This is a genomic window from Geitlerinema sp. PCC 9228, assembly GCF_001870905.1.
GTDB lineage: Bacteria > Cyanobacteriota > Cyanobacteriia > Cyanobacteriales > PCC-9228 > PCC-9228.
Genome location: NZ_LNDC01000006.1, coordinates 1 through 11,574, shown reverse-complemented (window position 1 = coordinate 11,574; position 11,574 = coordinate 1). Strand labels below are relative to the sequence as shown.

At 50.9% G+C, this 11,574-nt stretch carries 9 protein-coding genes and 1 tRNA gene; 4 read left to right on the top strand and 6 right to left on the bottom strand.

Features of this window, described 5'->3' with window-relative positions; all coding sequences use genetic code 11:
• Positions 1 to 273 precede the first annotated feature (273 nt).
• From AS151_RS00350 to acs, 3 genes are all read left to right on the top strand, one after another.
• A tRNA-Ser gene (locus AS151_RS00350) sits at positions 274 to 360 on the top strand.
• Between the two features lie 178 nt (positions 361 to 538).
• Positions 539 to 1,033 (top strand): DUF3172 domain-containing protein, encoded by a 495-nt coding sequence (locus AS151_RS00345; protein WP_071515088.1) that lies wholly within the window; start codon positions 539 to 541, stop codon positions 1,031 to 1,033.
• A gap of 175 nt (positions 1,034 to 1,208) precedes the next feature.
• Positions 1,209 to 3,179: an acetate--CoA ligase gene (acs, locus tag AS151_RS00340; RefSeq protein ID WP_071515087.1), complete on the top strand. Its 1,971-nt coding sequence runs from the start codon at positions 1,209 to 1,211 to the stop codon at positions 3,177 to 3,179.
• 17 nt (positions 3,180 to 3,196) lie between these two features.
• On the opposite strand, the gene AS151_RS00335 is transcribed toward acs, so the two are convergent.
• The 3 genes from AS151_RS00335 to AS151_RS00325 form a co-directional block, all read right to left on the bottom strand.
• Complete coding sequence (locus AS151_RS00335; protein ID WP_071515086.1) at positions 3,197 to 4,282, bottom strand: ATP-dependent 6-phosphofructokinase; 1,086 nt, start codon at positions 4,280 to 4,282, stop codon at positions 3,197 to 3,199.
• Positions 4,283 to 4,846: 564 nt separating this feature from the next.
• On the bottom strand, positions 4,847 to 5,644 hold the full coding sequence (locus AS151_RS00330) for a tetratricopeptide repeat protein (protein ID WP_071515085.1): 798 nt from the start codon (positions 5,642 to 5,644) through the stop codon (positions 4,847 to 4,849).
• An 82-nt stretch (positions 5,645 to 5,726) separates the two neighbouring features.
• Positions 5,727 to 7,298, bottom strand: coding sequence for a glycosyltransferase family 39 protein (locus AS151_RS00325; protein ID WP_211517471.1), 1,572 nt, complete (start codon positions 7,296 to 7,298; stop codon positions 5,727 to 5,729).
• Positions 7,299 to 7,483: 185 nt separating this feature from the next.
• Between AS151_RS00325 and AS151_RS00320 the strand changes: the two genes are divergently transcribed.
• A complete protein-coding gene (locus AS151_RS00320; RefSeq protein WP_071515083.1) occupies positions 7,484 to 8,974 on the top strand; it encodes a hypothetical protein in 1,491 nt (496 codons plus the stop codon).
• Positions 8,975 to 8,991: 17 nt separating this feature from the next.
• Here AS151_RS00320 and AS151_RS00315 read toward each other — a convergent pair whose 3' ends face one another.
• From AS151_RS00315 to AS151_RS00305, 3 genes are all read right to left on the bottom strand, one after another.
• Positions 8,992 to 9,360 carry a VOC family protein gene (locus tag AS151_RS00315; protein ID WP_071515089.1) on the bottom strand — a complete coding sequence of 123 codons (369 nt, stop codon included), beginning with the start codon at positions 9,358 to 9,360 and terminating at the stop codon, positions 8,992 to 8,994.
• A 125-nt stretch (positions 9,361 to 9,485) separates the two neighbouring features.
• The gene (gene hemL, locus AS151_RS00310; RefSeq protein WP_071515082.1) at positions 9,486 to 10,784 is read right to left on the bottom strand and encodes a glutamate-1-semialdehyde 2,1-aminomutase; all 1,299 of its coding nucleotides are present in this window, start codon (positions 10,782 to 10,784) and stop codon (positions 9,486 to 9,488) included.
• A 130-nt stretch (positions 10,785 to 10,914) separates the two neighbouring features.
• The gene (locus AS151_RS00305; protein WP_071515081.1) at positions 10,915 to 11,367 is read right to left on the bottom strand and encodes a hypothetical protein; all 453 of its coding nucleotides are present in this window, start codon (positions 11,365 to 11,367) and stop codon (positions 10,915 to 10,917) included.
• Positions 11,368 to 11,574: the final 207 nt, after the last annotated feature.

Below are 11,574 nucleotides of genomic sequence, written 5' to 3'. Positions count from 1 at the left end.
AATGGGGCTAAAGCCCCACGAGGCGCTTTTCCTCCCCGCGCTAAAGCGACGGGGATTCCAAGCTACCGAAAGTTTTACTTGAAAGCCTTAGGTGAGAGGCAACTTGCCGCCCTGGTTTTGCCAAAATCGCCCGCGAGTGCTGGGGGGGGAAATAACAGTTTGGCATTGGTCCCATGCCGAGAATCAAGGATCTAACCCATCGAAAGTTCTGGGAACGAAAAACGCTTGGCTCTTTTCATAGCGTACAGCTCGCGATACAATGAAAGTGCTGTTGGAGAGGTGGCAGAGTGGTTGATTGCGGCGGACTCGAAATCCGCTATGGCGGCAACGCCATCGTGGGTTCGAATCCCACCCTCTCCGCTGTTTTCGTGTTTTGCCAAAAAGCGGCTGGCAACCCCAACATCCCACCAAAAGACAAAACATAGCCAGCACGCAGCTTGCCAAAATTTTTTTTATAGAAACGCTCTATCGTTCTTTCTACTTAATTTCTAGGGTTTCCCTTTCCCTATTCAACCGTCACTGCCCAACTTAGCGTCCTATGAATTCTAGATCGAACTCTTCTGGCTTCAAACTCACCACCCTCGGTATCTTTGGGGGAATCTTTTTATTGGGAATCGCGATTGGGATTGCCCTAAGCTCTTCTGCCAACTTAAATTCTGGCAACGTAGCCTCCCGATCTTATATCGATCGCAGCGCTCCTAATGCCGAGATGTGCGTGCAATACGGCGCTAGTGCCATTGTGATGGAAACGCGCACCTTCCTAACCATGAACCCATTTACAGTGTACGTTTCCCAACCCACCATGCAACCTGGATGCGTACTGCGCAAGGAAAACTGGGCGGTGTTAGAAAAACGCGATTTGGTGAAATCGGAAGATGTGCGCGAATGTCGCCGGCGCATGAATACCTTTGGCTATACCGGCAAACTGGAAGACAGACCAGATGTAGACTGCATCTATCAAACTGACAACCAGCGCATTTCCTTCCCCAACATCAAAGGCAGCCAGTCGCCAGAAGATACCCAGGATTTCTAAAACGATCTGGTGACCATGCGATCGCTACTATCTTTCTCTCCGTCTTCGTTCCTTACAAGGCGGAGATTTGTTTTGCCCATCGCTACTTAACAAAACATAAAGAGGAATTGGGCATTTTCAGGCACCAGCGATCGACAATAGGATAGTAAGCCGTAGCCAAACATACAGAAACACTATGTCCGACAGCACAATCGAATCAGTTCTCAGCGAACAGCGACTGTTCCACCCCTCGGAGGAATTCTCCCAACAAGCTCATATCAAGAGCACCGAAGAGTACCAGCAAATCTACAACCGCGCCCAACAAGACCCAGAAAGCTTCTGGGCAGAACTGGCCGAGAAGGAACTGGATTGGTTTGAAAAATGGAACCAAGTGCTCGACTGGCAGCCTCCCTTCGCCAAATGGTTTGTGGGCGGCAAGCTCAACATTTCCTACAACTGCCTCGATCGCCACTTAAAAACCTGGCGGCGCAATAAAGCGGCTTTGATTTGGGAAGGAGAACCGGGAGATTCCCGTACCTACACCTACGCCCAACTGCACCGGGAAGTTTGCCAAACCGCCAACGTTCTCAAGCAATTGGGCGTCCAAAAAGGCGATCGCGTGGGGATTTACATGCCCATGATTCCCGAAGCCGCGATCGCGATGTTGGCTTGCGCCCGCATTGGTGCCGCCCACACCGTGGTCTTTGGTGGCTTTAGCGCCGAAGCCCTCAAAGACCGCCTCAACGACGCTTCTGCCAAACTCGTCATCACCGCCGACGGGGGCTGGCGCAAAGACGCCATTGTTCCCCTCAAAGACCAAGTAGACAAAGCCCTAGCCAACCAAAGCGTTCCCAGTGTAGAAAACGTCCTGGTGGTCCAACGTACCGAACAGGATGTCCACATGGAAGCAGGGCGCGACCACTGGTGGCACGACCTGAAAGCTGGCGTTTCCGCCCACTGTCCCCCCGAACCCACCGACAGCGAAGACATGCTGTTTATCCTCTACACCTCCGGCACCACCGGCAAACCCAAAGGCGTCGTCCATACCACCGGCGGTTACAACTTGTACACCCACGTCACCCTAAAATGGGCTTTCGACATTCAAGACACCGACGTATACTGGTGTACCGCTGACGTCGGTTGGATTACCGGACACAGCTATATCGTCTACGGTCCCCTTTCCAACGGGGCTACCACCGTCATGTACGAAGGCGCTCCCCGCCCCTCGGCACCGGGATGCATGTGGGATATTGTAGAAAAATACGGTGTCACCATTTTCTATACCGCCCCCACGGCGATTCGGGCATTCATCAAAATGGGCGAGCACCATCCCAAATCCCGCGATTTGTCCTCACTGCGAATTTTGGGAACGGTGGGCGAACCCATTAACCCCGAAGCCTGGATGTGGTACTACAAAGTGATTGGTAACTCTCGCTGCCCCATTGTCGATACCTGGTGGCAAACGGAAACCGGCGGCTTTATGGTCACCCCACTACCAGGTGCTATCCCCACCAAACCCGGTTCTGCCACGTTACCTTTCCCCGGCATTTTGGCGGATGTTGTCGATTTAGACGGCAATCAGGTGGCTACCAACGAAGGGGGCTATCTGGTGGTGAAATACCCCTGGCCCGGCATGATGCGCACCGTTTACGGCGATCCGGACCGCTTCCGCCGCACCTATTGGGAACATATCGCGCCTCGGGAGGGACAGTATCTCTATTTTGCTGGCGACGGTGCCCGTAAGGATGAAGATGGCTATTTTTGGGTCATGGGTCGCGTTGATGATGTCATCAATATCGCCGGACACCGATTGGGCACCATGGAAGTTGAATCCGCACTGGTTTCCCATCCGGCCGTGGCAGAAGCAGCTGTTGTGGGTCGCCCCGACGAAATGAAAGGGGAAGAAATTGTGGCCTTTGTCACCTTGGAAGGCGATTACAGCGCCGGCGAAGAACTAGAAAAAGAATTAAAACAGCACGTAGCCGGTGAAATTGGCGCGATCGCCCGTCCTGGGGCGATCCGCTTTAGCGATGCGCTGCCCAAAACGCGATCGGGCAAAATTATGCGTCGCCTGCTGCGCAACCTCGCTTCCGGTCAAGATGTCTCCGGCGATACCTCTACCCTAGAAGACCGCAGTGTCCTGGACAAACTGCGCGAAGGTAGCTAAAACAAATCGCTTGGCTTTTACTGGCTTTTGGAAAGTTCGCCAATATAAGCACCCATGGCTTGGGCTGTTTGGACCAAATCCCCTTGAATATCTACAGGACGAACCTGCTTGGCAAAAACTTGAGACAGGGGAACGGGGACGACCTTGCCGTTTTGCCAAGCCACCATATGACCGTACAATCCCTGGGCAATGAGGTCTACGGCGGATTTTCCAAAAGCCGTTCCCAACAAGCGATCGAGGGGAGAAGGAACGCCCCCACGCTGTACGTGTCCCAACACCGTTACCCGGGACTCTACATGGCTGCATAGGGCAATTTGTTCGGCGATGTGTTCGCCAATGCCGCGCAGGCGCACTTCACCAAAAGCATCGGTGTAGGAGCGAGATTCGCCGCTTTCGGTTTTGGCCCCTTCTGCCACCACCACAATGGCAAACCGCCTTCCCCAGCGATCGCGCAATTCCCGAATTTGGTGGCAAATAGAATCGATGGAATAGGGGATTTCTGGAATCAAAATCACATCTGCACCGCCAGAAATCCCGGCATGCAGGGCTAAATGCCCCACTTCCCGACCCATCACTTCCACCACCATGACCCGGTCGTGGCTGGCAGCGGTAAACACCAACCGGTCCAAAGCATCGGTGATGGTACTCACTGCCGTATCAAACCCCACCGACCGTTCGGTAAAGGGAACGTCGTTGTCGATGGTTTTGGGAACCGACACCATATTCCAGTTGCCTTTTTCGGCAAGGTCGTGCAAGATGGCCAAACTACCCTCGCCACCCACAGCAACCAAAGCATCCAATTCTAGCTCTTTGTAACCATCGATAATGTCTTGAGTGCGTTCTAAGGTATCGCCTTTGTTAATAGAACCGAGAATGGTGCCGCCAGTACTCAACAAGGGATCGATGCCGTGAACGTCCATGCCGTGAACGTTCAAAGAAATGGCTTTTCGATCGATAAAACCTTGCGTGGCATAGGGAATTCCCAAGACTTCCCAGTCGTAGCCGAGGGTAGCATGGCTGACCACAGAACGAATGACAGCATTCAAACCCGGACAGTCGCCGCCACTGGTTAAAATTCCGATGCGCTTTTTGCCCTGTTCCATAAAATGTTTCCTGAAATCCGTTTAAAGACCCCCTTGCTTTGGTCCGTATTTAGGAAATATTTTGACACGCCACGCTCGTCGCAGACGCGAATTCTTCCTTTTCCTTTGACTGCTCCCCTCTCTAAAGAGTAGGGGATTCCCAAAGGATGCTACGCAATGCTGAAGCCGCATCGCTACGCTTTTCTTTTGGACTGGCACTCAGAAGTGAATCCGGGTGGGACGAGTCAAAGCGCCCCTACTCACCTCAAGCGATTTTTGTCGCCATTGGGACTGCTTCTGTGCCTATGTGGTTTCGCGCCTTTCAACACTAAGTCAGTTCGATACGCTCAGCATCCTGCCATTGTTGGCAGTGATATGGGCTTGCGGCTTAAAACCGTAGTGACGAATATGCCGGGATGTCCCCGTACTAGGATGCCTCTTAGCGCAGTTGATACGCCTACTTGCCACACCAATATTCTAACTGACGTGGGGCTAAAGCCCCAAAGTTGGCTATATCCCCTCCCTAAAGCACCAGGGGTTTCCCCTTCCCATACTGTTTCTATAAAAAATAGACAGCAACCAAAACTATTCAGAAGTGCTAGCCTGCTCCCGTTCCATTTGTCGTTGGAGCTTGGTTAAATTCTCTTGGGCGAGGGCATGATCGGGATTCATTTCCAAAGCCTGTTGGTACGCTTGCAAGGCTTCTTCATGACGCTGCAAATGCCACAAAGCAACCCCTTTGTTGTTCAAAGCATCGGCTTGGGAGCGATTTTCCCAATTGCCATCGCCGTTGAGAGCGCGTTCAAAAGCTGTCAAGGCAGATTCGTAACGGCTGAGATATAGCAAGCTAATGCCACGACCATACCAAGCAGCGGAATAGGAAGGCTCGATCGCGATCGCTTCTTGATGGGAATCCAACGCCTTTTCGTATTCCTGCAACTGTTCCAACGCCGTACCGCGATAGACCCAAATTGAAGCCGATTCTGGATTATTTTGCAACACGCGGTCGTACGCCATAACCGCCGCTTGGTAGCGACCTTGTTTCATTTGTTGGTGACCGCGTTGGATCCAGTTGGGAGAACTGGGGGCATCTCGATAGTTGGTTTCAGCATCATTTTGCGAAGGATTGGCAGGATTTTCTAAATTTTGGGACTCCGGCAATTCCTCATTCACCGGCATCTGTCTTTCATTGGGAACTTCCGTTTCGTTTCCTTCGCTCGTTTCGGGGGAATTTTCTACATCTTCGACGCTGGGCAACGTTTCTGCATCCGACTGGGCTACAGAATGTTTCTCAACAGCAAGCATGGGCGTTTGACCTGCCAGCCAACCCATACCCAAAAACCAAGTAGCTGCTACTGTATATCCAACCAGCGATCGCTTCATAATTTGTACTATCCCTCATCAACAGCAACATTTTGATGGTAGCAAGAAATCGGTAGCAGACGTGGTGTATTCGTTTTCACCGTTATGGGGAAGATTTTCCGAGTAATTGCCAACCTTCCGAAATCCCCAAAAGCCGGCTTTGGGGCAACGATAGTTCTTGACGTACCGATGGCGCAACCAACAGGTAGGGATAGGGGGTTTGCTGCCAGTGTTGCTGGAGTTGCGCTGGAGATTTGGGAATCACCGTGCGATCGCTATAAAAATTTAAACTAGGGCGATGGTAGGGATAGGAAGTATAAATGGTGGCATCCGCTGGCGTATGGTTTTGCAGCATAGCCGCCACCGGTTTGACCGGATACGCCTCATTCAACTCCCACAGCCACGTATCGGTATGCACGAACAAAACCAGCGAAACATACATCCCCCAACCCAAAATTAAAATAAATTGGCGATTTTCCCGCCACAACAGCCAAAAGGTACCGGTTAGGGTCAATGCCAGCGCCCCCGTAACCACCGGTAGCAACGGATCGGTAGTTGCTGGCGGGGCAAAAAAAGCAAAATAGACGCTACCTCCCCATCCTGCCACCGCCAACAGCAGCAAAAATCCCATCCAAACGGAACGACGACTGCGCCAGGGGGGTTCCTGCGGGCTATCCGGCGGGGCAACCATTGCCTTGGCTAGAGTCCAAGATGCCCAAATCCGCGCCAAAACCACCCCCACAGCCAAAGCCAAACCGCCAAAAAAGGGATAAAGATACCAAGGCAGCTTGGTTCCCATCGCCGAAACCGCCAAAAAATACCCCCCAGTCCAAACCAAAATCAATTTTCCCCAGCTGAGGAGGCGATTTTTCCAGCTAATGAAGATGCCATCGGGAAAAAAGAGCAACCAGGGAAACGTATATTTCAACAATTCCTCTGCATAATACCAGGGGGGACCGGCATGGTTTTCTACTGGTTTCCACAGGCGTTCCCAAAACTGGGTTGCGAGGGTTTGGGAGAATTGGCTGCCGTAGTGCTGCCACTGGGCCAAATACCAAACCAAAACCGGTGTCGTTCCCAGCAACAATCCCAACCAAAGATAGCGCGATCCCAGCAACCGCGGCGTATCCCACAGGAGAAATCCTCCCGCGATCGCAGCTAGCAAAATCGCTACAATTCCTTTGGTAAAAGCAATTGCCCCCAACGATAGACCCACCCCCAGGGCATAGCGCCCATCGCGACGCGATCGCAACAAACACCACAACAGCAGCAACCAAAAACAAGCCACCGCCCCATCCAACATCGCCAAACGCCCGTGACGCACCACCGGTAATAGGGTTAAATAGACCCAAGCCCCCAAAATCGCTGGCGTAGGTCGAGCAAAAATTTCCTTGCCCACCGCATACACCATGGGAACGGTAAAAGCTGCCAGCATAGCTCCAGGAAACCGAGTACTCGCCTCACCAACCCCCACCACTGTATAGGTAAGCGCCACCAACCAATGAAACAACGGCGGTTTGTTTAGATAGGGGGCACCGTCGATGGTGGGATAGAGCCAACCTTCCCAACTGGCGGATTGGTACATTTCCCGCGCCACCTGAGCAACAATGCCTTCATCCCAGTCACGCAGGGGCACGCCTCCCAGGTCGCTGCCAAAAACTACAATTGCAGCCAACCAAAGGAGCAAAAACCAATATTTTCCTTCTTTTGGGAAATTCCCATAGCAACGCATCGTTGTTCCCCCAATCAAATCAGTAGCGGTTGGTATCCGTTAAGGTTATTGAAGACTTTTTTACAAATCGGGGCAAATCTTGTATATTGCTGGATATTTACAGGTATACGTTCTCTTCTGAGTTGGGTATGAGCATTTCTTTTGTTCTCGATATCGCCCTGGGGTTAATTTTCATTTACCTTACCTTAAGTTTGCTAACTTCAGAAATTCAAGAACTGATAGGCACTTTACTGCAATGGCGCGCCGAACATTTAAAAAATTCTATTGAAATTTTAATCTCTGGTAGTAAAAAAAATGCCAAATTAAAAGAGGTCGAGGACCTTACAGAAAAGCTATATACCCATCCATTGATTAATACATTAAACCACGAGGCGATTGGTGGAGCAGCTAGTTTCTTTCGCAAGCTGGCTGCGCCGGTTGTTTCCTTGGTAAATCAGGTGACCAGTGGCAAAAAAATTTTTAAATCCACCGATAGCGGACCTTCTTACATACCAGCGCCCAATTTTGCCAATAGCTTAATCGAAACTCTAAAATTACCAGAGCTCGCCCATTTAATTACCATTTCGCGCTTCGAGCGTTTCAAACAAGACAAGCTTAGGGAAGTTTTAGCCATCGTCCACAAAAGTGGGTTTGGCGAATCAGGTCGCAAACCTATTATTGAGGAACTTCGAGAGTTAAAAAATGGGGTTGAGGAAGTACAAAAAGATTTCCAAGAAAAACGTTCTTCTCTGCCAGTTTGTTTCGATCGCATTAAAGCTAAAATTGATGACTTTATTGCCAATTGCGAAACCCTCGATCTACCTTCTGAAGATAATCGATCGAAGCAGCGATTTTTGCAAAAAATCCGCAGTTTTCAGCGCAACTACTTTGTAGATGAAGAGAAAAAAGTTTTTATTAAAAAGCTCAAACCCAGCTTGGAAGAAATTATCGGCATTATCCAAAAAAATAAAGAGCTTTACGAAGAATTCGAGCAAGCCCTGCAAGATAAAGACAACGCCACCTATCAAGAAATTCGCCAGCTCATTGATATGGTTCCTACTTCTGTTAAAGAAAGTATGGCTTCTCTAGCCAAACGCATTCAAACCACAGGGGATAGCCTGGAAGAAGATATGGAACAACTTTCCCAACAAGTGGAAAATTGGTTTGATTCTTCCATGGAAAGAGCTAGCGGCGTTTACAAACGCAATGCCAAAGGGGTGGCAGTTTTGATTGGCATCGTGGTGGCGATGATGACCAATGCCGATACGTTTAATATTGTCCACCGGCTGTCTAAAGATTCGGTTTTGCGGACAGCGATTACGCAAAGTGCCGAATCGGCTCTGGTTCAGCAAGCAGCCACCGATGGTCAAGGACCAAAGTTACGAGAAACGTTGGAAGATAGCTTGCAGGAAGTATCGGTTCCCTTAGGTTGGACGGAAACCAACTTGCGACAGCAACAGGAAAATAGTTGGTCGGTTCCCTATGTGAAGCGCGTTGTCGGTTGGATTATTAGCGGCATTGCCCTGTCTATGGGGTCTACGTTTTGGTTTGGTTTGCTAGGCAGGGTGATGGATGTGCGCAATATTGGCCGTGTTGGTAAAGGAACTTCCGAGACTGATAAGCGTTCCCGCTCGATTTAAACTACCAACTGGTACGGCTATGCCTGCGCCAGTTCTACCACATTACCATCGGGATCGCGAGTAAATAGGGCTGCCCTACCGCTGGCACTGGTTTGTATGGGGCAATTGTAATTTTGCAGGCGGATTTTGGTTGCTTCTAGGTCGGCCACCCCGAAGGCAACGTGGGGATGGCGTCCCCATTTTTCTTCGTTGGGCAACGGGGCTTGATAGCCGGGGGAAACAATCAAATGGAGCTGCTGGTCGCCGATTTGGTACCAAGTACCGGGAAATTTAATGTTGGTAGGACGATCGACCTTAGGCAATCCCAAAATGGTACCGTAAAAATGCTCGGCTGCCTCCAAATCGGATACCAAAATGGCGGTGTGTAGGTAGTGAATTCCTTGCATAGCTTTCATCGAGCGCCAAAAAAATAATTGCGATCGCTGCCCTCCCCCCCTTTGCCAAGGAAACCATGCAAGGGGAGAGAGGGAACGCTGCCCCTGCCAACAGGAGCAAAAACGGAGAATCCGTCTTAGATGTTTGCCATGACTTCGCGAGCTACCTCAAGGGTGGTATCGATTTCGCTGTCTGTATGGGCAATTGAGGTAAAGCAGCCCTCAAACTGAGCAGGGGGCAGATAGATGCCCCGTTCCAACATGCCGCGGTGGAAGCGGGCAAATTTGTTCAAATCGGATTTCTTGGCATCTTCAAAATTGCGCACCGGTCCTTTCGTAAAGAAGAAACCAAACATGCCGCTGATGTAGTCGGCGTAGAATTGATGCCCGTTTTCTTTCGCAATTTGCGACAGTCCGGAAACCAGTTTTTTGGTGACGCGGTCCAAATGTTCGTAGGTGCCAGATTTTTGCAGCACTTCCAAGGTTTTGATGCCTGCGGTCATGGCGAGGGGATTTCCGGATAGGGTACCGGATTGATACATGGGACCAGCAGGGGCCACCATAGACATAATATCGGCACGACCGCCGTAGGCACCTACAGGCAGACCGCCACCAATGATTTTGCCCAGGGTGGTCAGGTCTGGGGTGACGCCAAATTTTCCTTGAGCGCCGCCGTAGGAGATCCGAAAACCGGTCATGACTTCGTCAAAGACCAACAGGGAACCGTTTTCTTGGGTAATTTCCCGCAATCCTTCGAGAAAACCGGCATCGGGAGGCACAAAACCGGAGTTGCCCACTACAGGCTCTAGGATAACGCCGGCAATTTCGCCGGGATTTTCATCAAACAGAGCTTTTACTGCTTCCAGGTCGTTGTAGGGAGCGGTGAGGGTGTTGCTGGTGGCTGCTTTGGGAACGCCTGGGGAATCGGGCAAGCCCAGGGTAGCAACGCCAGAACCGGCTTGTACCAAGAACATGTCCCCGTGACCGTGGAAACAGCCCTGGAATTTGATGACCTTGTCGCGCTGGGTATAAGCCCGCATCAGGCGCAAGGCCCCCATGCAAGCTTCGGTGCCGGAGTTGACAAACCGCACCATTTCAATGCTGGGTACGGCGTCAATGACCATTTCTGCCAGAATGTTTTCCTGAACGCAAGGGGCACCAAAGCTGGTGCCTTTGTCAATGGCGTCGTGGAGGGCGCTGAGGACTTCTGGGTGGGCGTGACCGCAAATGGCCGGTCCCCAGGTACCGACGTAGTCGATATATTCGTTGCCGTCTACGTCCCAAGCACGCGAACCTTGAACGCGATCGAAAACGATGGGTTGTCCGCCTACGGATTTAAACGCACGTACGGGGGAGTTAACGCCCCCTGGCATGAGCTTTTGCGCGGTGGCAAAAAGTTCTTCCGAACGGTTGGTTGTTAAACTCGTCGCAACCAAGGCAATCTCCTTTTCTACAAACTTCTTTCCCTTACGATAGGATAAATTGGACCAACGATCCGTCCCTATAGGGATTATTTATCCTGTATTTAAGATGGCACGCAAGCTGTTGGAGATGCCAGATGGGTGGCTAGCCGCCGACAAACCAGTGCAAGATCCAGCCAAACAGGAGCAAGAAAAGGGATTTGCCGATGGCACGCCCCAAACGCTTGCCAATACGCTCTACTTTGGCTTCTACCTCAGCTTCGGGTTGGGTTTGCCAGGAAAGTAGGGTTAGGGCGATCGCCACGGTCGCGATCGCGTTGGGAATGGGCAAAGCTGGTGCCAACAGCCAGCTAGAGGCGACAAACCAATCCCAATAGATTTTCAAAACGGCTCCGTAAAGAATATACGTTAATACCGTTAAGGTCAAACCAAATACATTGCCCAACAACCGAGCAATTTGGTCTGCGAGTTCTTCGGCTTCGCTTTCGGAGATGGGGTCTTTCGGTTGGTTGGGGGATTGGTTTGATTCCGATGGGGGCTGGTTGGCGTTTTTTTCCTCGTCGCGATCGCGTTTGTTTGGGTCGTTGTCTTCGGACATCGTTGTTTCGATGGTGAATGCTTCTCGATTCGATCGATGGGTGGTTTGCACCCAGGTGCTTCGGAGTGAACTACCTAACTAACTATACGACGATTTCCCTCCAGGATGTACCCACCTACAGCCGAGGGTCTTTAAACAGTGCTGGATTCATTAACAATCTCTAATATTCTCTACTTTTTGCTTTAATGCTTTATATGCTCCCCCCCC

Coding starts and splice junctions, on each gene's coding strand:
- AS151_RS00345 (WP_071515088.1), top strand. CDS start 539: ATGAATTCTAGATCGAACTCTTCTGGCTTCAAACTCACCACCCTCGGT.
- acs (WP_071515087.1), top strand. CDS start 1,209: ATGTCCGACAGCACAATCGAATCAGTTCTCAGCGAACAGCGACTGTTC.
- AS151_RS00335 (WP_071515086.1), bottom strand. CDS start 4,282: ATGGAACAGGGCAAAAAGCGCATCGGAATTTTAACCAGTGGCGGCGAC.
- AS151_RS00330 (WP_071515085.1), bottom strand. CDS start 5,644: ATGAAGCGATCGCTGGTTGGATATACAGTAGCAGCTACTTGGTTTTTG.
- AS151_RS00320 (WP_071515083.1), top strand. CDS start 7,484: ATGAGCATTTCTTTTGTTCTCGATATCGCCCTGGGGTTAATTTTCATT.
- AS151_RS00315 (WP_071515089.1), bottom strand. CDS start 9,360: ATGCAAGGAATTCACTACCTACACACCGCCATTTTGGTATCCGATTTG.
- AS151_RS00305 (WP_071515081.1), bottom strand. CDS start 11,367: ATGTCCGAAGACAACGACCCAAACAAACGCGATCGCGACGAGGAAAAA.